Origin of the sequence: Promicromonospora sp. NPDC060204, from assembly GCF_042728455.1 — a bacterium.
In the GTDB taxonomy this organism is placed as follows: domain Bacteria; phylum Actinomycetota; class Actinomycetes; order Actinomycetales; family Cellulomonadaceae; genus Promicromonospora.
Genome location: NZ_JBHWZO010000018.1, coordinates 11,607 through 31,376 on the forward strand (window position 1 = coordinate 11,607; position 19,770 = coordinate 31,376).

The 19,770-nt window shown below is 73.5% G+C and carries 16 protein-coding genes and 2 pseudogenes; 5 read left to right on the top strand and 13 right to left on the bottom strand.

The window, feature by feature from the left end; translation table 11 throughout:
- Nucleotides 1–449 precede the first annotated feature (449 nt).
- The 9 genes and pseudogenes from ACFWEJ_RS04235 to ACFWEJ_RS04275 all read right to left on the bottom strand — a co-directional run bounded on the left by ACFWEJ_RS04235 (nucleotide 450) and on the right by ACFWEJ_RS04275 (nucleotide 9,981).
- Nucleotides 450–1,316, bottom strand: coding sequence for an alpha/beta fold hydrolase (locus tag ACFWEJ_RS04235; RefSeq protein ID WP_377227958.1), 867 nt, complete (start codon nucleotides 1,314–1,316; stop codon nucleotides 450–452).
- The gene (locus tag ACFWEJ_RS04240; protein ID WP_377227959.1) at nucleotides 1,313–2,917 is read right to left on the bottom strand and encodes a lyase family protein; all 1,605 of its coding nucleotides are present in this window, start codon (nucleotides 2,915–2,917) and stop codon (nucleotides 1,313–1,315) included. Before ACFWEJ_RS04240 ends, ACFWEJ_RS04235 begins: the two co-directional genes overlap by 4 nt.
- Nucleotides 2,910–3,116 (bottom strand): annotated as a pseudogene (locus tag ACFWEJ_RS04245) (hypothetical protein); the annotation flags it as partial. The gene ACFWEJ_RS04240 and the pseudogene ACFWEJ_RS04245, both read right to left, overlap by 8 nt.
- Before the next feature lie 201 nt (nucleotides 3,117–3,317).
- A pseudogene (gene pcaG / locus ACFWEJ_RS04250) lies at nucleotides 3,318–3,767 on the bottom strand (protocatechuate 3,4-dioxygenase subunit alpha); the annotation flags it as partial.
- A 43-nt stretch (nucleotides 3,768–3,810) separates the two neighbouring features.
- Nucleotides 3,811–4,665, bottom strand: a complete 855-nt coding sequence (gene pcaH, locus ACFWEJ_RS04255; RefSeq protein WP_377227960.1) for a protocatechuate 3,4-dioxygenase subunit beta — start codon at nucleotides 4,663–4,665, stop codon at nucleotides 3,811–3,813.
- Between the two features lie 55 nt (nucleotides 4,666–4,720).
- Complete coding sequence (locus ACFWEJ_RS04260) at nucleotides 4,721–6,049, bottom strand: 4-hydroxybenzoate 3-monooxygenase (protein ID WP_377227961.1); 1,329 nt, start codon at nucleotides 6,047–6,049, stop codon at nucleotides 4,721–4,723.
- A gap of 132 nt (nucleotides 6,050–6,181) precedes the next feature.
- Nucleotides 6,182–6,940 carry an IclR family transcriptional regulator C-terminal domain-containing protein gene (locus ACFWEJ_RS04265; RefSeq protein WP_377227980.1) on the bottom strand — a complete coding sequence of 253 codons (759 nt, stop codon included), beginning with the start codon at nucleotides 6,938–6,940 and terminating at the stop codon, nucleotides 6,182–6,184.
- Nucleotides 6,941–7,166: 226 nt separating this feature from the next.
- Nucleotides 7,167–8,138 (bottom strand): ABC transporter ATP-binding protein, encoded by a 972-nt coding sequence (locus ACFWEJ_RS04270; protein WP_377227962.1) that lies wholly within the window; start codon nucleotides 8,136–8,138, stop codon nucleotides 7,167–7,169.
- A 1-nt stretch (nucleotide 8,139) separates the two neighbouring features.
- Nucleotides 8,140–9,981 carry an ABC transporter substrate-binding protein gene (locus ACFWEJ_RS04275; protein WP_377227963.1) on the bottom strand — a complete coding sequence of 614 codons (1,842 nt, stop codon included), beginning with the start codon at nucleotides 9,979–9,981 and terminating at the stop codon, nucleotides 8,140–8,142.
- Between the two features lie 293 nt (nucleotides 9,982–10,274).
- On the opposite strand from ACFWEJ_RS04275, the gene ACFWEJ_RS04280 reads away from it, so the two are divergent.
- Nucleotides 10,275–11,072, top strand: a complete 798-nt coding sequence (locus ACFWEJ_RS04280; RefSeq protein WP_377227964.1) for an NPP1 family protein — start codon at nucleotides 10,275–10,277, stop codon at nucleotides 11,070–11,072.
- Here the strand turns inward: ACFWEJ_RS04280 and ACFWEJ_RS04285 are convergent.
- Complete coding sequence (locus ACFWEJ_RS04285; protein ID WP_377227965.1) at nucleotides 11,056–12,126, bottom strand: RNA polymerase sigma-70 factor; 1,071 nt, start codon at nucleotides 12,124–12,126, stop codon at nucleotides 11,056–11,058. The two genes, ACFWEJ_RS04280 and ACFWEJ_RS04285, sit on opposite strands and share 17 nt — an antisense overlap.
- 199 nt (nucleotides 12,127–12,325) lie before the next feature.
- Between ACFWEJ_RS04285 and ACFWEJ_RS04290 the strand changes: the two genes are divergently transcribed.
- Both ACFWEJ_RS04290 and ACFWEJ_RS04295 read left to right on the top strand, forming a co-directional pair.
- Nucleotides 12,326–13,375 carry an alpha/beta hydrolase gene (locus ACFWEJ_RS04290; protein ID WP_377227966.1) on the top strand — a complete coding sequence of 350 codons (1,050 nt, stop codon included), beginning with the start codon at nucleotides 12,326–12,328 and terminating at the stop codon, nucleotides 13,373–13,375.
- The gene (locus ACFWEJ_RS04295; RefSeq protein ID WP_377227967.1) at nucleotides 13,372–14,088 is read left to right on the top strand and encodes an alpha/beta fold hydrolase; all 717 of its coding nucleotides are present in this window, start codon (nucleotides 13,372–13,374) and stop codon (nucleotides 14,086–14,088) included. The genes ACFWEJ_RS04290 and ACFWEJ_RS04295 overlap by 4 nt, the downstream gene beginning before the upstream one ends.
- 96 nt (nucleotides 14,089–14,184) lie before the next feature.
- Here ACFWEJ_RS04295 and ACFWEJ_RS04300 read toward each other — a convergent pair whose 3' ends face one another.
- Both ACFWEJ_RS04300 and ACFWEJ_RS04305 read right to left on the bottom strand, forming a co-directional pair.
- Nucleotides 14,185–15,012, bottom strand: coding sequence for a helix-turn-helix transcriptional regulator (locus tag ACFWEJ_RS04300; protein ID WP_377227968.1), 828 nt, complete (start codon nucleotides 15,010–15,012; stop codon nucleotides 14,185–14,187).
- An 82-nt stretch (nucleotides 15,013–15,094) separates the two neighbouring features.
- Nucleotides 15,095–16,117, bottom strand: a complete 1,023-nt coding sequence (locus ACFWEJ_RS04305; protein WP_377227981.1) for an SDR family oxidoreductase — start codon at nucleotides 16,115–16,117, stop codon at nucleotides 15,095–15,097.
- A 244-nt stretch (nucleotides 16,118–16,361) separates the two neighbouring features.
- On the opposite strand from ACFWEJ_RS04305, the gene ACFWEJ_RS04310 reads away from it, so the two are divergent.
- Together ACFWEJ_RS04310 and ACFWEJ_RS04315 are read left to right on the top strand one after the other, a co-directional pair.
- Nucleotides 16,362–17,861 (top strand): NAD(P)/FAD-dependent oxidoreductase, encoded by a 1,500-nt coding sequence (locus ACFWEJ_RS04310; RefSeq protein ID WP_377227969.1) that lies wholly within the window; start codon nucleotides 16,362–16,364, stop codon nucleotides 17,859–17,861.
- On the top strand, nucleotides 17,851–19,530 hold the full coding sequence (locus ACFWEJ_RS04315; protein ID WP_377227970.1) for a cytochrome bc complex cytochrome b subunit: 1,680 nt from the start codon (nucleotides 17,851–17,853) through the stop codon (nucleotides 19,528–19,530). The genes ACFWEJ_RS04310 and ACFWEJ_RS04315 overlap by 11 nt, the downstream gene beginning before the upstream one ends.
- Here ACFWEJ_RS04315 and ACFWEJ_RS04320 read toward each other — a convergent pair.
- Complete coding sequence (locus tag ACFWEJ_RS04320; protein WP_377227971.1) at nucleotides 19,493–19,675, bottom strand: hypothetical protein; 183 nt, start codon at nucleotides 19,673–19,675, stop codon at nucleotides 19,493–19,495. The two genes, ACFWEJ_RS04315 and ACFWEJ_RS04320, sit on opposite strands and share 38 nt — an antisense overlap.
- Between the last annotated feature and the right edge of the window lie 95 nt (nucleotides 19,676–19,770).

Below are 19,770 nucleotides of genomic sequence, written 5' to 3' on the forward strand. Positions count from 1 at the left end.
GCTGCTGCCGGACACGGCCCCACCACGCACCGTGTCACCGCTGTCCGGCGGGTCGCCGGTCGGTGCCCCGCCCGCGTTCCGTGCATCGCCCGCGTTCCGTGCATCGCCCGCGTTCGGCGCGTCGCCCGCGTTCGGCGCATCGCCACTACGGAGTACCTCGCCGCTGTCCGGCACGTCCCTCCCGATCGACGACCCCGACTTGCCCGACCCCTCGCCCTGGTCCAACGACACGTCGATGCTCAATGCTTCGCCCGCAGTCGACATCTCGCCCTTGTCCAACGACACGTCGATGCTTGATATCTCGCCGCGGTTCGGCCGTTCGCTGCTGCTCAGGACCTTGCTGCTGTCCGAGGCCTCGTTGCTGTCCAGGACCTCACTGCTGTCCGGGACCTCGCTGTTCGGGACCTCGCTGTCCGGGACCTCGCTGTTCGGGACTTTGCTGCTGTCAGTCACGCTGTCACCCTTCCCCGGACGAGATCGCGCACCAGGTCGGCCACGGCCTGCGGCCGCTCCGCCGGCGCGAGGTGTGCCGCTCCGTCCAGCACCTGGAGTTGTGCGCCAGGGACGGCGTCGGCGATCTCCTGGAGCTTCGCGGGCGGCGTCGCCGGGTCCGCGCCGCCTGCGATCGCGACGACGGGGACGCCGACCGCGCCGAGCCGTCCTCGCAGGTCGTGGGCGCCCACGGCGTCGCACACCGCGGCGTAGCCGAACCGGTCGGCGGTCTGCAGGCCGGCGAGCAGGCGGAGGACCACCTGCGGTTCACGGTCGAGGAACCCGGGCCCGAACCAGCGCCGCGCCGCGGCCTCCACCTGGGTGGGTGTGCCCGCCCGCCGCACGAGCTCAGCCCGTTCGGCCCATCCCGACGGCTCGCCGAAGTAGGTCGCCGTGCAGATCAGGGCCGCGCCGAGCACGCGGTCGGGCGCGTCCAGCAGCAACCGCTGACCGACCGCCCCGCCGACCGAGACACCGGCGTACCAGAACGGCGCCCCGACGTCCCCGCGCCGCGCCTGCGCACGCTCGACGACGCCGAGGACTGCATCGGCGAGATCACCGATGCTCAGCCCTTCGAGCTCGTCCGCGGACGGCGCCGGCGCCGTGCCATGGCCCGGCAGGTCCCAGCCGATCACGTCGAGCTCGCCGGCGCCCCCGGCGACTCGATCGCCGTCGACAGAACGGCTGGCTCCGGCCAGCAGCCCGACCGCGTCGCCCCACAGCGCCGCCACCGACGTGCCCAAAGAAGGGCCCAGCACCAGCAGCGGTCGGGTGGCGTCGCGCAGCACGAACTCGACGGCGCCCAGCCTGGGTCGCGCGGTCATGCGCCCTGCCCCGTCTGCTCGGCGTACTGGTCCAGCACGCGGCCGACGACGGCGGCAGCCGCCGCGACGTCGGGCGCCGGTCCGGTGCCGGACATACCGTCGGACATACCGTCGGACAGGCCGCCCGGCAGGCCGTCGCGCAGGTTCCGGGCCACGGCGTCGGTGTCGACCTCCAGACCCTCCAGAAGCTCCGCCGCCGCGTGCGCCGACGCGATCGCATGCCGGGCGAGCAGCTGCAGGGCGGGCCACTCGGCGTGCCAGGCGCCGTCGGACCGCTCGTCCACGGCGAGCCCCGCCGCCCCGAGCACCTGGGCGGCCAGGTGCGGCGCGGCGATCGCGGAGCGCCGCACGAGCACCGACAGCACGGGGTTGCGCTTGTGCGCCATGGCCGACGACGTCCCACGTCCCGGCGCGGGCGGCTCACGCAGCTCACCGACGCCCGGCCGGACCGCCTGCAGCACGTCGTTCGCGACCTTGCCGAGCGCCGTGCAGGTCTCGGCGAGCGCCGAGGCGATCCGGACCACCGGCGTCCGCGTGGCATGCCACGGCGCCGGGCCGACCGGCAGTCCGAGCTCCGCACCCCAGGCCTCGACGAGGGCGAACTCGGGGCGCGAGGTCCCAGTGTCGCCTGCCGGCTCCGTCGGCCCGAGCGGCCCGGTCACTCCGGACGGCTCGGTCGCTGCGGACGGCTCGGTCGCTGCGGACGGCTCGGTCGCGGCGGACGGCTCAGTCGCTACGGACGGCTCAGTGGCCCCCGGCGGTACGACCGTTCCATACAGTTCGGTCGCCCCCGACAGCGCAACCAGCCCGGACAGCTCGCCCGCCGCGCCGCCGTAGGACAGCGGGAGCGCGTCGGAGACCGCGTCCAGGAAGGCCCGCGCGGCGAGGATGCCCTGCAGCCAACCGGCGAACCGTGCGCCGAGCGTCGTGGGCACCGCCGCCTGGGCGAGGGTGCGGGCGAGGGAGGGCCGGGCGCGGTGCTCGGCCGCGAGGCGCGCCGCCGCCGCGGCTGCTCGGTCGAGGTCGGCCACGGCGGCGCGTGCGGTGTCGCGCAGCACGAGGACCAGCGCGGTGTCGAGCACGTCCTGCGACGTGAGGCCCGCGTGCACTGCCGGCGCGAGACGCGGCCCCGCCGCCTCCCGCAACGCGGCGACCAGCGGGATCACCGGGTTTCCGCCGGCCCCGCCGGCACGGGCCAGCTGCGTCGCGAGGGCCAGCGCGTCGTCGTCCGACCCAGCGAGGCGCTCGACGACGGCGTCGATGTCGGGGTCCCCGTCGATGTTGGCGTCGGCGTCGATATCGGTGTCGACGTGGATGTTGGCGACGGCGTCGAATTCGGGATCGGGATCGGCAACGCGGACAGAGGCAACCGCACCGGACGGACCTGCCGAGTCAGCTGCGGGGTCCAGGTCATCACGGACGGCGGACTCGACACCACCGGCGGCGTCAACGTGGTGGTCGCCCTGGTGTCCGACGACGACCCGCACCCAGGCCGCCTCGACGCGGAGCATCGCCCGCAGCACCGCCACGTCGTCGGTGAGCGCGGCCGGGGACCCCGGGGCGACGTCGGCGCCGGGGGTCAGCAGGCCGACGTCAGGCATCGGCGCCGCCCCGCAGGTCACCGTGCGTCCTGCTTCGGTGCGCTGCCGTGTCGTACGTCAGGAACACGGTCTCCTCCTCGCCCTCCGGGCCGCCCTGGAGACGGATGTCGAACCGCAGCGACCCGTCGGGTTCGCGCGATGTGACCAGCGTGGCGCGCCGACCGGGTTCGAGCGAGGCGAGCAGCGGCTCTGCGGCCAGCAGGCCGGCACCGGCCGGGTCCGCGTCGTGCAGGGCAGCACTGGCCATGCCGGCATCGTGCGGGGTGACATCGTGCGGGGCGACGTCGTGCCGCGCGGCATCGTGCGGAGCGGCATCGTGCGGAGCGGCATCGCGCGGAGCGGCATCGCGCGGAGCGACACTGTCCGGGTCCAGGCTGCGCGGGGCACCGCCCAGGCCGGCGTCCGGCAGGTATGCGCGGGTGTGCAGGCGGTCCTGCAGGCCGCGCGCGAAGACCGTCACCGCGAAGAAGGGCGCGCGGCCCGGCTCCGTGGCGCCCGGCGTGAGGGTCCGGAACCAGTAGCCGCCCTCACGGTCGGTCTCGGCGCGGCCCCAGCCGGTGAAGGTCCCGTCGCGCAGGAGGGAGCCGGACCGGCCGACGACGGCGCCCGCCGGGTCGGCCTGCCAGATCTCGATCAGGGCGTCGGGAACGGGGGCGCCCGCGCCGTCGTACACGGTCCCGTGCAGGCGCACGGCGCCCGGTGTGCCGGCCTCGACCAGCTCGTTACCGCGGGCGTAGGGCAGGGCGTAGCCGAAGAACGGCCCGACGGTCTGCCCCGGCGTCGGCGGGAGCGGGTCGTCGCGCGCGGGCTCGGACGTCGGTTCGGGCGACCCCTTGGACGTCGGCTCGATCGTGGGCTCGGGCGACCCTTCGGACGTCAGCCCGGCCGTCCGCTCACTCATCGCCGTCCTCCGGCTCGGTCCAGGTGCGGTGTGACCCGGACAGGACGATGTCCCAGCGGTACCCGGTCGCCCACTCGTGCTGTGACAAGTCGTGGTCGTACGTCGCGATCAGCAGCTCGCGGGCCCGGGGGTCCTGGATGGACTGGTAGATGGGATCCAGGGCGAACAGCGGGTCCCCCGGGAAGTACATCTGCGTGACGACGCGCTGGGTGAGCTCGGTCCCGAACAGCGAGAAGTGGATGTGCGCCGGACGCCACGCGTTGAAGTGGTTCTTCCACGGGTACGGGCCGGGCTTGATGGTCTGGAATCGGTACCAGCCGTCGTCGTCGGTCAGCGAGCGTCCGACGCCGGTGAAGTTCGGGTCGATCGGCGCCGGGTGCTGGTCGCGCTTGTGCACGTAGCGTCCGGCCGCGTTCGCCTGCCACACCTCCACGAGCTGGCGCCGGACGGGCCGGCCCTGGCCGTCGACCACCCGGCCGCGCACCACGATCCGCTCCCCGATCGGCTCGCCACCCCGCTGCACCGTCAGGTCGGACTCCAGCGCGCCGATGTCCCGCTCGCCGAAGACGGGCGCGAACAGCTCGATCGTCTCCGGGTCGGCGTGGTGCAGGTCCTTGGTCGGGTGCCGCAGGAGCGAGCTGCGGTACGGCGGCCAGTCCCGCCGCGGACCGTGCTCCCGCGGCGCGCCCTGCGCCAGGCCCTCCTCGTACGCCCGGTGCGCGGCCTCGATCTCGGCGCTGAGCTGCGCCTGCGTGTCGGCGGCCGCATCAGATGCCGTAGCGGGCGCAGCCGCCGGCGCACCAGCAGGCGCTGCAGCGGCTCCTTGGGCGGGTACTCGTTCCGTCATCTCGTCTCCCTCTCGACGTCGTCGTCGGTCCCGCGCGTGTCCTGCTCCGGAGCGCTCACAGCGCCCCTTGCCCGAGCACCGGGCCCCAGCCTGTGTAGCCCTCCGCCAGGAAGCGCCGGCCGGACTCCGAGGCGGTGAGCGTGCGCAGCTCGGCCAGGCGCCGTCGGGCGGCGAAGCCCGTCTCGCCCGGGTGGGAGTGCAGCATGCCGCTCATCCAGGCGGAGAAGTGCTGGGCGCGCCAGACCCGCTCGGCGACGCGGCGTCCGTACTCGTCGAGCACGGCGTCGTCCCGGCGTCCGCCCCGTCCTCCCCGAACGCCGGGTCCGCCCGAGCCGGCCGAGCCGCCCGAACCGTCCGACCCCGAGCCCGCGCCCGCGCCCGAGCCCGAGCGCGCGAGCCAGGTCTCCAGCACGTCGTGCAGCACGACGACGTCCGCGAGCGCCAGGTTCAGCCCCTTGGCTCCCGTGGGCGGGACGGTGTGGGCGGCGTCGCCGGCGAGGAGCATGCGGCCGTGCCGCACGGGTTCGACGACGGACGAGCGGAAGCGCAGGACTGACCGTTCCTCGACGGGACCCTCGACGAGGCGGAACCCGTCGGGCCCGGCCACGCGGCGTTGCAGCTCGGCCCAGATCTGGTCGTCGCTCCAGGCGGTGGGGTCCTCGTCGGGGTCGCACTGGAAGTAGAGGCGCTGGTGGGTGTCGGTGCGCTGGCTGATCAGGGCGAACCCGTGCTCCGACGCCGTGTAGACGAGCTCGGGGGCGCTGCGCGGCGTCTCGACGATGACGCCGAACCACGCGTAGGGGTACTCGTGGACGAACGTGCGACGCTGCGCCTCGGGCAGGGTGTGCCGGAGGGTCGAGTGGGAGCCGTCAGCGCCGACCAGCACGTCGCAGCGCAGCTCGTGGGTGTCGCCCTCCGGGTCGGTCCAGAGCACGCCGGGCCGGTCGGAGTCGCCGTCGAGCACGTGCGTGGCGGTCGCGCTCCAGCGGACCTGGGCGCCCTCGCGGCCGACGCCGTCCGCACCGTCGGCCGCGCGCCGGTTCGCGAGGTCGACGAAGACGTCGGTCTGCGGGTAGAGCCACACGCTGCGGCCGGTGAGGCCGGTCAGGTCGATGCGGTGGTCGGCGCCGTCGAAGCGCAACACGATGCCGTCGTGCCGGGACCCGTCGCGCAGCACGCGGTCCAGGCCGGCGTCCACCAGGGCCTGCACCGCGCCCGCCTCCAGGATCCCGGCCCGGTGCGTGTGCTCGATCTCCTCACGGGAGCGCGCCTCCAGCACCACGTGGTCGACGCCCGACCGGTGCAGCAGGTGCGAGAGCAGCAGCCCGGCGGGTCCGCCGCCCACGATGCCGACGACGGTGCGCTCAGGTGCTGGTGCGGGCAAGACGTCCTCCCGAGGTTCGACGGTTCAAGGGTTCAGAGGTTCGGCATCAAGGGTTCAGAAGTTCAGAGATTCGGCAGTTCACAGGCCCGGCTTTTCAGAAATTCAGCAGTTCAGAGGTTCGACATGCCCGCCCTACCGCATCCGCGCCAGGTCGGCCTCGATCGCGGCGGCCGCCTTGAGCAGCGGGGGCAGCACGTGCCGCAGGATCTCCGCGATCTCGCCGCGCCGCACCGGCGCCGAGACGTTGACCGCCGCGACCACGCGGCCTGTCCCGTCGCGCAGCGGCGCGGCGACGGACCGCAGGCCGTCCTCCAGCTCCTGGTCCACGAGCGCCCAGCCCTGCCCGCGCACCTCGGCGAGCGCTGCCCGGAGATCCTCGGGGTCGGTGATCGTGCGCGGGGTCAGCGCCGCGAGGGTGCCCGACGGCGCGGCCTGCGCGAGGTAGGCGTCGAGCGCTGCGGGCTCGGCGTGGGCCAGGATCGCCCGGCCCATCGACGTCGCGTAGGCCGGGAACCGTGTGCCCACCCGGATCGTCGCGCTCATGATGCGGCGCGTGGCGACGCGCGCGACGTAGACGATGTCCGCGCCGTCGAGCACCGCCACCGAGGAGGACTCGCTCACCCGTTCGGACAGCTTCTCGAGGTGCGGGGTCGCGATGTCCGGCAGGGTAAGGCTCGACAGGTAGGCGTAACCGAGCTCGAGCAGGGCGGGCCGCAGCGTGAACGCGCGGCCGTCCGTCGCGACGTACCCGAGCTCGACGAGCGTGTGCAGGAACCTGCGCGCCGACGCGCGGCTGAGCCCCGTCTCGCGCGCGACGTCGCTCAGGGTCAGGGACCGCCGGTCGCCGTCGAACGCCCGGATCACCGCGAGGCCGCGTTCGAGGGACTGCACGAACTCGGGCGACCGGCCGGGTTCCGTCTCGGGTTCCGTCTCGGGTCCAGTCTCGGGTTCTGCCTCGGCGTCGGTCCCGGCGACGTCCGCGACATCGCCCGCGCCGCCGTCCCGGCCAGCGCCGTCCCGACCCGCGCCGTCCGGACCGGGCCCGGGCCCGGCCACGCCAGGCTCAGGCAAACCAGGCCCAGGCCGATCAGACCCAGACAGACCAGACCCCGATGGATCAGGCATCCTGTCCCCCCGCCGCTCCCCCGACCGCGCCTCCGACAGGGCCCCCGACCGCATGGGTGAGCCGCGCCTCCGCGAGGCTGCGCACGCCCTGCTTGGCCTGCTGCACCAGCTCGTACACGTGCGTGCGCAGGCGGGCGAACTCGGGCGCGGAGCGCGTCTCGAGCTGGTCGCGGTCGGGGCCGAGGCCGATCGCGACGTCCTCCAGGACGACCGTGGGCCGGGCCGAGAGCACGAGCACCCGCTCGCCCAGGTAGATGGCCTCGTCGATGTCGTGCGTCACGAAGACGACGGTGATGCCCAGCCGCCGCCACAGCTCGCGGACCAGGTCCTCCAGGTCGAACCGGGTCTGCGCGTCGACGGCGGCGAACGGTTCGTCCATGAGCAGCACCTGCGGCTCGTAGGCGACGGCGCGCGCGATCGCCACCCGCTGCTGCATGCCGCCGGAGAGCTGCCAGGGGTAGGCGCCGGTCACGTCGTCCAGGCCGACCGCCCCGAGGGTCTCCCGGACGAGCTGGGCCCGCCGGGCCTTCGCGACGCCCTTCTCGCGCAGTGGCAGCTCCACGTTCTGGGCGACCGTCATCCACGGGAACAGCGAGCGGCCGTACTCCTGGAGCACCACCGCCATGCCCTGCGGCGGCTCGGTGATCGCCATCTCCCCCAGCACCACCTCGCCCGACGTCGGCGGCAGGAGGCCCGCGACGCAGCGCAGCAGCGTCGTCTTGCCGGCCCCCGAGGGTCCGACGACGCACACCAGCTCGCCCGGGCGCACCTCGAACGTGAGGTCGGCGATCGCCTCGACGGGCGCCGCACCGCCGTCGTACACCTTGCGCAGGCCGCGCACGGCGAGGCGCGCCCCGCCCGCAGGCCCTGACCTATCGGCCTGCGCGCTCTTCCCATCCTGCGCTGCCCTTTCAACCTGCACAGCCCTCTCGACCGGGCCGGCTCCGTCAGCCGAGCTGCTCATCTCAGGCACCTCCGTTCTGTGACCGCCGGTACCCGAGGTACCAGCCGAGGACCGTGTTCGTCACGGCCCGGAAGACGAGGGACAGCAGCACCCCGACAACGCCGAGCAGGATGACCCCGCTCCACATCTCCGGGATCGCGAAGCTGCGCTGGAACTGCACGATCGAGAACCCCAGTCCGTCCTTGGCCGCGAACATCTCGCTGATCACCATCAGGATGATCCCGATCGACAGCGCCTGCCGGGCGCCGGTCACGATCTGCGGGCCGGCGCCGCGCAGCACGAGGTGCCGCACCGTCGCCACCCGGCCCAGCCGGTAGGCCCGGGCCGTGTCGCGCAGCACCGGGTCCAGGCCGCGCACGCCCTCGACGGTGTTGAGCAGGATCGGCCACAGGCAGCCCGTGGCGATCACGACGATCTTCATCGGGGTGCCGATGCCGAAGAACAGCATCAGGACCGGCACCAGCACGGGCGGCGGGATCGCGCGGAAGAACTCCAGCACAGGCTCGGAGTACGCGCGCAGGGCGCGCGAGGACCCGATCGCCACCCCGAGGCCGACGCCGACGACGAGCGCGACCGAGTACCCGGCGAGCAGCCGCAGCACGCTCGGCACCACGTCGGTCGCGAGCCGGCTCCCGCCGAAGCCCTCGCCGGGCGGGGCCTCGAACCACGTCTCGCCGAACGTGCCGACGATTGTGCGCAGGGGCGGGTTGAAGTACACGGTGCTGCCGGCGGTCAGGAACCACCACGCGACGAGCAGGACGGCGGGCAGGCCGACGACGAGCAGGACGGACCGCAGGGCCCGCGCGAGCCCGGATCCTCGGCGCACCGAACCCTCGCCCCCGGACCTCGCCGGCCCTCGCGACCGGCGAGATCGCGCGATGTCGGTCGTGGTCTCCGGCCGAGTGCCCGCCGCGGTCGCCGACCTGGTGCCCGCCGCAGTCTCCGACTCAGTGCCCGCCGTCGTCTCCGACCGAGTGCCCGTCATGCCGCAACCTCCCCGCGGACCGAGGGGTGCCAGAACAGGGTCCGGCGCTCCAGCGCGCGGGCCACGACGTTCACGGCGACCCCGAGCAGGCCGGCGACGACCACGTAGGCGTACATCGACGCGACCGCCCCCGAGGACTGCGCCACCCCGAGCAGCTTGCCGATCCCGGGGGTGCCGATCAGCAGCTCGCCCGTCACGGTCAGGATCAGCGCCACGCTCGCGGCCAGACGCGGCGTCGACCTGGCCCCCGGCGACGGCAGCGGGCATGTCGGGGAACGCCATCTCGACGAACTCCACCGCGGCCGGGTCGCCGCCGGCGTCGGCGACCACCTTGCGGATCGTGGTGTCGCCGATGTTGTTCAGCGTGTTGACCGCGACGGTCCGGCCGGCCAGGTCGGCGGCGTCCTGCACGTCGGAGTCCTCCGGGACGACGACGGCGCTGAAGTCCTCGCCGGCCACGCCCGTCGTGGAGTTGCCGGGCGCCACGGCCTTGAGCGGCAGTCCCTGCGACGACGCGACCAGCAGCGACGTCACGTTGCTGAACCCGAACTGGTACTCGCCGGCCACCACGGCGGGCACGATGGCGGCGCCGCCCTGCGCGAGCTCGAGCGTGACGTCGAGGCCCTCGTCCTCGAAGAAGCCCTCCTGCACGCCGAAGTAGATCGGTGCGACGTCGACGATCGGGATGACGCCGACCGTGACCGGCGTGAGCCCGCCGTCCGACCCGGCCCCTGACCCGCCGTCCCCGGAGCCGCCGGCACCGGACCCGGCCCCGGACGTGCCCCCGCACGCGGCCAGCAGCAGGACCGCCGTCGCGGCGGCAAGAACGGGGGCGGCAGCAGAAAAAGTACGTCGCACTGAGGTTCTCCCTTGAACGTGGTGCTGTACGTGATGCTCGCGCAGGCGTGACCCGATGTTCGCTATCCGAACGATTGTGCCCATAAAGAACATAGCGACCCCGGCGGTGCGCGGTCAACGGCGTCCGCCCGCGTAAGCGATCACCCTCATTGCCCGGCGTACCCAGCGGCAATACCATCCGTCTGCCCGGCTTTTCACCCGTTCCCACCCGCAGCGCAGAACCCGCAGCGCAGAACCTGCGCCGCAGGACCCACAGTGCAGGACCCACAGTGCAGACTCACGAGAGGCCCGTCATGGAACGCACGGACCGTCGACCGACACCTCACGCACCGGCCCGCATCGTCGCGGCCGCCGTCGTCACGCTGCTCGCGCTCGTCGCCCCGGCCACGGCCGCACAGGCCGACCCGCCGCCGAACCTCCCGCAGAACGCCGGCGGGTACGAGCAGTCCTTCTCCCCCGCCTACGACTACGACACCGACGGCTGCTACGCGACGTCCGCGATCGGCCCGGACGGGACCCTGGCGACCGGCCTCGCGATCGGCGGCGCCGTCAACGGGAGCTGCCGCGACCAGTGGGACCTGGACGCGTCGCAGACCTACGCGCGCGACAAGTGCAACAACGGCTGGTGCGCCGTCATGTACGCGAGCTACTTCGAGAAGGACCAGACCATGGACGGCCCCGTGGCCGTCGGCAGCCATCGGCACGACTGGGAACACGTCGTGGTGTGGGTCGACCAGTCGACCAACCAGGTGGAGCACGTCTCGATCACCGAGCACAGCGGCTCGGCGACGTACCCCCGCTCACAGGTCCGGTTCGAGGGTTCGCACCCCAAGATCGTCTACCACAAGGACGGGCCGAGCACGCACCTGTTCCGCCTGGCCAACGGCAACGACGACCCGCCCGAGAACCACTACGGCACCTGGCGCTACCCGCCGATCGTCGGCTGGAACGGCTGGCCCAGCACGTCGCTGCGCGACCGCCTCATGACCGCCGACTTCGGCGGCGCGAGCATCAAGATCGACGACGGCGACTTCACGTACTGGCTGGAGCGCATGAAGCCGGCCGGCATCCCGTTCAACCCGGCGGCCTAGTCCCGGGCCGGCTCGCGGGCTCTCCGGCGGGCCGGCTCCCCGGCCGGCCGAGCCTGACCGGCCCCAGCTTGCCGGGGTTCATCTGCCACAGCACCTCGTGCACGCCCTGGTCCGAGGCGGTGAGCGTGAGCACGCAGAACAGCTCACCGCCTCGCTCCAGACCCATGGCCGAGTGCCCGTTGACCTCCAGCGGTCCCGTGGTAACGCCGGCCCAGAAGGTCTCGGCGTAGGCCTCCAGGAGCCGGGCGACCTTCCGGCGTCCGACGACGGGGACGCGCGCCGCGGGCCGGACGACGCCGCCGCTGTCGGCCCGGCTGACGACGTCCTCGGCGAACAGCCGCTCCAGCCCCCCGAGGTCGCCGGCCCGGGCCGCCGCGACGAACGCCTCCAGCAGGGCCCGGCGCTGGCTCGCGAGGACGGTGCTGCGCCGCCCGGACGTGATGTGCTTGCGCGCCCGGCTCACGAGCTGGCGGGCGGCCGCCTGCGAGAGCTGGACGATGTCGGCGATGTCGGCGTACGCGTAGTCGAACGCCTCGCGCAGCACGTACGCGGCGCGCTCGGTCGGCGTGAGGCGTTCCAGGAGGACCAGGACCGCGACGTCCAGGGCCTCCCCCCGCTCCGCGCCGAGCGCCGGATCGTGGCTCGTGTCCACCGGCTCGGGCAGCCACGGGCCGATGTACGTCTCGCGGCGTGTGTGCGCGCTCTGCAGCACGTTGATGGCGAGCCGCGTGGTGGTCGTCGTCAGGAAAGCGTGCGGGTTGCGGACGACGGCCCGGTCCGTGGTGTGCCAGCGGATCCAGGTCTCCTGCAGCACGTCCTCCGCCTCGACGACCGAGCCGAGCATCCGGTACACGATCCCGAAGAGCTGCGGGCGGACCTCCGTGAAGACGGCGGCCGCGACGTCGAGGCCCTGCTCTGGAAGGCCCTGTTCTGGATCGCCCGGCGCTGGAAGGCCCTGCTCTGGATCGCCCGGCGCTGGATCGCCCGGCTCTGAACTGCCCGGCTCGGAACTGCCCGGCTCGGAACTGCCCGCCTCGGGGGCGCCTGCTGTCATGGAATCACCTCGGGGACGAACGGCCGTCACAGCCGGCGCCCCCGACCGGTCGTACGTGTGAGGCCGATAAAAGCACGGCCCGGAACTCCTGTCCTGCGCTGCGCGAGCCGCCACCCCGGCCCGGCAGACCATCGAGATGCATCCACAGGCTCGGTACCAGGCACGACGGAGCAAGTGACAGAGCGAGCAAGGAGAAAACATGAGCGAGCACGTGCTCGAACCGGCGGCCCAGGCGTTCGCCGAGGCGACCGCGAAGCCCCCGCGGCTCCACGAGCTGGGCGTCGAGGGAGCTCGCAAGCTCCTCGACGACGTCCAGGCGGCGCCGATCGAGAAGCCGGACGTCGACGAGAAGTGGATCACCGTCCCGGCCGACGCCGGCGACGTGCGGGTGCGGATCGTCAGGCCGCTCGGCACCGACCCGTCCGGTGCGAGCCGGCCGGAGCTGCTGCCGGACCTGCTGCCCACCCCGCTGCCGACCATCCTCTACGTGCACGGCGGCGGATGGATCCTCGGCAACGCGGGCACCCACGACCGGCTCGTGCGCGAGCTGGCCGTAGGCGTCGGCGCCGCCGTGGTCTTCGTGGAGTACACCCGGTCGCCGGAGGCGCAGTACCCCGTGGCGATCGAGCAGGCCTACGCCACGGCGCAGTGGATCACCCGGCACGGCGCCGCCGAGGGGCTGGACGCCACGCGGCTGGCCGTCGTCGGCGACTCGGTGGGCGGGAACATGACCGCCGCCCTGGCGATCCTGGCCAAGCAGCGCGGGGACGTGACCTTCGTGCACCAGTCGATGTACTACCCGGTGACCGACGCCGGTCAGGACACCGGCAGCTACCGCGAGTTCGCCGACGGCCCGCACCTGACGGCCAAGGCGATGGCGTGGTTCTGGGACGCCTACCTGCCCGACCTGGAGCGGCGCGACGAGATCACCGCGTCCCCGCTGCGGGCCACCGCCGAGGACCTCGCCGGGCTGCCCGAGGCGTTCCTGGTCGTGGACGAGAACGACGTGCTGCGGGACGAGGGCGAGGCGTACGCCCGCCACCTGATCGCCGCCGGCGTCCCGACGACGACCGTCCGCTACAACGGCACGATCCACGACTTCCTGATGCTGAACCCGCTGCGCGGCACCGCCGCGACGACCGCCGCCCTGGAGCAGGCCGTCCACGTGCTGCGCAAGGTACTCAAGACCGACCCGACGAACACAGCAGCACCCAACACGGCAGCACCGAGCAAGGGAGAGCAGTCATGACCACACCCACCGTCGTCCTCGTCCACGGGGCGTTCGCCGAGTCGTCGAGCTGGAACGCCGTCGTCGGGCACCTGCAGCAGCAGCTGATCCCGGTGGTCGCCGTCGCCAACCCGCTGCGGTCCGTCGCGGGTGACGCGCAGTACCTGCGCGACGTCGTCGCGTCCATCCCCGGGCCGGTCGTCCTGGCCGGCCACTCCTACGGCGGCATGGTCATCACGGAGGCGGCTGCGGGCAACCCGAAGGTCGTAGGCCTCGTCTACGTCGCGGCGTTCACGCCGGACACCGGGGAGAACGCGTTCAACCTGTCCGCCAAGTTCCCCGGCAGCACCCTCGGCGCGGCCCTCCAGGCCTACCCGGTCTCCACCGGCGGCAACGAGCTCGCGATCCGCCCGGAGGTGTTCGGCGAGCAGTTCGCCGCCGACGTCGACGCCGACCTCACCGCCCTCATGGCCGCCACGCAACGGCCCGTGACCGAGGCCGCGCTGACCGACGACCTGTCGGCGGCCGAGCCGGCCTGGCGCACACTCCCGTCGTGGGTCGTGTACGGCGAGGCCGACCGCAACATCCCGGCCGAGCTGATCCGCTTCATGGCCGAGCGCGCCGGCGCCCGCGTGGTGACCGGGGTGCCCGGGGCGTCGCACGCGATCAGCGTGTCGCACCCGGTCACGGTGGCCGAGACGATCGTCACCGCGGTCCGCGCCACCTCGGACTGAGCTAGAAACTGCGCTGGAACATGACGCCGGCCGGGAGCCCGCCAGCATCCCGGCCGGCGTCGTCCCTGCGCCGTCCGCCCGGGCGTCCGCGAGCGCCTAGAGGGAGCCCACCACCGACAGGAGCTGGAGCCGCTCGTAGCTCTCCGTGCCGGGCACGGCGGTGAAGACCGTCAGGGCCTGGTTCTGGTCCGGGTCGAGCAGGGTCTGCCCGTGCAGCTCCACGAGGCCCACCTCGGGGTGGTTCAGGCGCTTGGGCTCGCAGTACGGGCCGACGACGGGGTGCTCGTCCCACAGCCGTGAGAACTCCGGGCTGCGGTCGCGCAGCAGGACGGCGAGCTCGCCCGCCGGTGACCGCGGGCCGGTCTGCGCCTGCAGGGCCGCGAGCCGCGCCGTGAGCGTGCGCCCGTGGTGCTCGTGGTCCTCCTCGGGGACCCGGTCCCGCGCGTTCGGGTCGGTGAACCACCGGTAGGCCCGCACCCGGTCGGGCCCGGTGTACGACGTCTCGTCGCCCAGCAGCGTCACCGCGAGCCGGGTCTGCCGCAAGGTCTCGCCCAGTACGTTCTCGACCTGGGCGGGCGCGTCCGTCAGGCCGTCCAGGATCCGCATCATGCCGACGTTGACGTGGTCCCCGCGCCGGACCCGGCGCGGCAGGGCGTGCCCCGCGAGCTCGACCAGCCGGTCCCGCTCCTGGAGGTTCAGGCGCATCCCGTGCGCGATCGCCGCGAGCACCTGCTCCGATGGCACCGGCCCGCGCTGCTGCTCGATGCGGCTGTAGTAGTCGGCGGAGACGCCGCTCAGCGCCGCCACCTCCTCGCGCCGCAGCCCGCTGGTGCGCCGGCGCGGACCGCGCGGCAGGCCCACGTCCTCCGGCTGGAGCGCCTCGCGGCGCGTCCTCAGGAAGTCGGCCAGCTGCTGGCGGTCCATCGCCGTCGCCTCACTCTCGTCGTGCGAGCTCTGCGTGTGCAGGCCCTGCTTCTGCGGACTTCGCTCGGGAACCCGCGCCGGGTCAGGAACCCGCGCCCGGGAACCGGACACCCGTCAGGTCCTCCGAGACGTCCCAGAGCCGGCTCGCGGCCGTCTCGTCGGTCGCGGCGGCGTAGACGCGCTGCGGTGCCGAGCTGCCCGTGAAGTGGCCAACGCCGTCGGGCCCGTAGAACGTCCCGCCGCCGGCCGTGACGTCGGTGACTGCCTGCAGCGCGGGCAGGATGCCCATCTCGACCGGCTGCACGAACACCCCGAGGGCGAGCAGCCGACGCATGACCGTGTCCATCCGCGGGGGCTCGCCGGCACCCGAGCCGGAGCCCGAGCCGGTGCCCGCGCCCGTGCCGGTGCCGGTGCCCATGGCCGGGCCGGCCGCGTAGAGGCCGGTGTAGGTGGTGCCGGGGTGGGCCGCGTTGCTCACGATGCCCCAGCCGTGCGCCCGGCTGCGCCGGTCCAGCTCCAGGGCGAACATGAGCTGGGCGAGCTTGGAGAAGTTGTAGGCGCGTACGGGCGAGTAGTCGCGCTCGCTGTTGAGGTCGGTCCAGTCGATCTTGCCGAACCGCGCCGCGGCGCTCGACATCGTGGTCACGCGCGCGCCGGCCGTACGACCGTCGCCTGCCCGCAGCAGCGGCAGCAGCCGCCCGACGAGCGCCATGTGCCCCAGGTGGTTGGTCCCGAGCTGGAGCTCGAAGCCGTCGGCGGTCGTGTGCCGGCTGGGCGGCGTCATCACCCCGGCGTTGGCGACCAGCAGGTCGATCGGGCGGCCCTCCGCCAGGAGGCCGTCGGCCAGTGCGGCCACGGACTCCAGCGAGGCGAGGTCGAGCGAGCGCGTGCCGACGACGGCGTCCGGCACCGCCGCACGAAGGCGCTCGACGGCGGCCGCGCCCTTGGCCGGGTTGCGCACGGGCAGCACGAGCTCGGCCCCGGCCCGCGCGAGCCGCTCGGCGATCCCGAGCCCGATCCCGTCGCTGGCCCCGGTCACGAGGGCGCGCCGGTCGGTGAGGTCGGGCACGACGACGTCGGTGTACCTCCGGGGCCGGTGCTTCACGGGGCTGCTGGTGGCGAGGCTGCTGGTCTTCTTCACGGCGGTCTTGTTCACGGCGGGCTTGCTCACGACAGGTCTTCCTCACGACGGGTTCTCCACCGGTCGGCCGACCGGTCCCGATCAGCGTGCGCGCGGCGGAGGTCCGGATCCAGGTTCGGGTTGTCCGTGGCTAGAGGGGTGTGACCAGCACCACGTCACGTCCGGGCCCGCTGTGTTGTCGAACTGGTAAGACCACCAGGAGGGTGTCATGGAGAAGATTCTGATCGTCGGCGGCGGCTACGCGGGCTTCTACGCAGCGTGGGGCCTGGAGAAGAAGCTCCGCCGGGGCGAGGCCGAGGTGACCCTCGTCGACCCGCACGGCTACATGACCTACCAACCGTTCCTGCCCGAGGTCACGGCCGGCTCGATCGAGGCACGGCACGTCATGGTGTCGCTGCGGCGCCACCTGCACCACACCACGATCATCGCCGGACACACCACCAAGATCGACCACGCGCACCGCACCGCGACCGTCCGCACCAACGACGGCACCCTGCGGGAGATCGCGTACGACACGATCGTCGTCACCGCCGGCGCCGTGACCCGGACGTTCCCCGTCCCCGGCATCGAGCAGGAGGCGATCGGCCTCAAGCACGTGGAGGAGGCCGTCGCGATCCGCGACGCGCTGCTGACCGCCTTCGACCGCGCCGCCCTGCTCCCGCCGGGGATCGAGCGCCGCCGCCTGCTGACGGTCACCGTCGTGGGCGGCGGGTTCACCGGCGTCGAGGTCTTCGGCGAGCTGCTCTCGCTGGCCACGGCCCTGCTGCGCTCGTACCCGGAGCTCGGCCGCGACGACCTGGCCTTCCACCTCGTCGACGCCAACAAGCGCATCCTGCCCGAGGTGACGGACGAGCCCGGACGCTGGGTCGTGCGGCACCTGCAGGAGCGCGGCGGGCGCATCCACCTCGGCACGCAGGTCGTCTCGGCGGCCGACGGCCGGATCATGCTCTCCACGGGCGAGTCGTACGGCAACGGCCTGCTCGTCTGGGCCGCCGGCAACGGCAGCAACCCCGTCGTGGCACGGAACACGGACCTGCCGGTCGACGAGCGCGGCCTGGTCCGCGTCCGCGCGGACCTGCGCGTCGGCACCGACGACGAGCTCGTCGCCGACGCCTGGGCCGCCGGCGACAACGCCGCGGTGCCCGACCTGGCCTCGACCGTCCCCGGCGCGCGCACCGTGCCGAACGCCCAGCATGCCGTCCGGCAGGGCAAGCTGCTGGCGAAGAACCTGGTCGCCGTCCTGCGCGGCCGAAAGCCCCGGCCGTACCTGCACCACAGCCTCGGCGTGGTCGCGACCCTCGGCATCGGGCGCGGGATCTTCCAGTACAAGCGCCTGGTCATCAAGGGCTTCCCGGCCTGGATCATGCACCGCGGCTACCACGTCCTGGCGGTCCCGACCTGGGAGCGCAAGGTGCGCGTGCTGCTCGTGTGGGTGTCCGCGGTGCTGTTCGGCCGCGACATCATCCCGCTCTCGACGGTGCAGGCGCCCCGCGCGGCGTTCCTCGCGGGCGGCGACCCGTTCGCGGGCTCGGGCCAGCAGACGGCGGCCCCGGCCGCGCCGGCCGCGGCACCGGCAGGCGCAGCGCCGACGGCTACCGCGCCGGCAGCCACCGCACCGGCGGCCACCGTGCCCGCAGCCACAGCACCCGGGGCGCCGGCCGCCGACGCCGTCCGCCCCGAGCTGAGCGTGGTGCGCGATGCGGGCTGACCTCCGCCGTCGGGCCGCGGGCCTGCGCGCCCGGGCCGCCGCGCTCGGCGAGCGGCGCGTGCAGCTGCACTGGTCCAACCTGTTCGGCGTGGTGACGTTCACGTGCTTCGTCGTGCTGGCCGTGACAGGCATCCTGCTGGCGTTCACCTACACGCCGTCGAACGAGCTGGTCACCTACACCGGGCCGTACGGGCCGCTGCAGGGGGCGACGGTGACCGAGGCGTTCGCCTCGACCATGCGCATCTCGTTCGAGCAGACCGGCGGCCTGCTGCTGCGCCAGACGCACCACTGGGCGGCGCTCGTCATGCCCGCGTCGGTCATCGTGCAGCTGCTCGTCACGTTCTTCACCGGCGGGTTCCGCCGGCCGCGGCAGCTGAGCTGGGTGCTGCTGGTGGCGGCGTTCGTGCTGGTGCTGCTCGCCGGCTGGAGCGGGTACGCCCTGCCCGACGACATGCTCTCGGGCACGGGCCTGCGGATCGTGGAGGGCGTGGTGCTGAGCATCCCGTTCCTCGGGACCTGGATCGCCGGGCTGATGTTCGGCGGGCCGTTCCCGGGCCAGATCATCGAGAACCTGTACCCGCTGCACGTGGCGATCGCGCCGGGGCTGCTCGTCGTCGTCCTGATCGCGCGGGCGGCGCTCACCCTGCGGGACGGGCAGGCCAAGCAGTTCCGGCCGGAGCCGGTCGCGTCGCTCGGGCTGCGCCTGTGGCCCGACGCCGCCTTCCGTGCCTTCGGCATGATGGGCATCACCGGCTCGGTGCTCGTGCTGCTCGGCGCGACCGCAACGATCAGCCCCGTCTGGACCTACGGGCCGGCGTCGGTCAGCGAGGTCGGCGCCGGGAGCCAGCCCGACTGGTACATGGGGTTCCTCGACGGGGCGCTGCGCCTGGTCCCGACGGGCTGGGAGACCGAGTGGTTCGGCTGGACGTGGACCTTCGCCATGCTGGTCCCGCTCGCCGTCGTCGCCGTGTACTTCGGCCTGCTGGTCGTCTACCCGTACGTCGAGGCGTGGGTCACCCAGGACCGCGAGCAGCACCACGTGCTGGACCGGCCGCGCCACTTCCCGGTCCGCACCGGTATCGGCGTGGCGGGCGCGCTCTTCTACGGCATCCTGTGGGGCGCCGCGAGCGCCGACATCGTCTCGACGGAGTTCAACGTGACCTTCGAGTCGGTGATCACCACGCTGCAGGTCCTGCTGTTCGTCGGGCCGGCGCTGGCGTTCGAGGTCACGCGGCGGGTCTGCATCGGGCTGCAGCGCAAGGACCGGGAGATCGCGCTGCACGGGCACGAGACGGGACGGGTGGTGCGGATGCCGAACGGCGGGTACGCCGAGATCCACCAGCCGGTGGACGACGCCGAGCGGGCGCGGCTGACCGTCGTCCCCGTCCCGGCGGCGCCGGGCCGTACGGACGGCCAGGGGCGGCTGCGCGGGACCGAGCGGCTGCGCGGGGCGCTGGCGCGCGGGTTCGGTACGGGGCACGTGGTGCCGGCGGCGGAGCGGGACGCGGCAGGTAACGGAGCGCGGGACGCGGCGGTCGCCGGAGCAGGGGCCGCGGGCCGGGAGCTCGAGGGCGCGAGCGGCCGGACCGGTGGTGCCGTCGGTGCCGTCGGTGCCGCCGGGAACCGCAGGGCTATCCGCCCAGGGCCGAGAACGCCTCGTACACCATGAACGCCGGCCAGAAGAGGCCCTGGACGATGGCCCAGACGAACTCCCAGAACCCGTCGGCCTGCTGCCAGAAGTAGAACCAGGCACCGATGACGCCGAGCCCGTAGATCGCGCCGCCGCCCGCGGCGCCCGTCCGTGAGTCGCTCATGACCGCACCTCCGAGATCCACGCTACGCCGGGCGCAGGGTGTCCGGCCTGGTGAACGGGCCGGGCGAACGGGCCGGCCCTACGTCGCCCGACCCG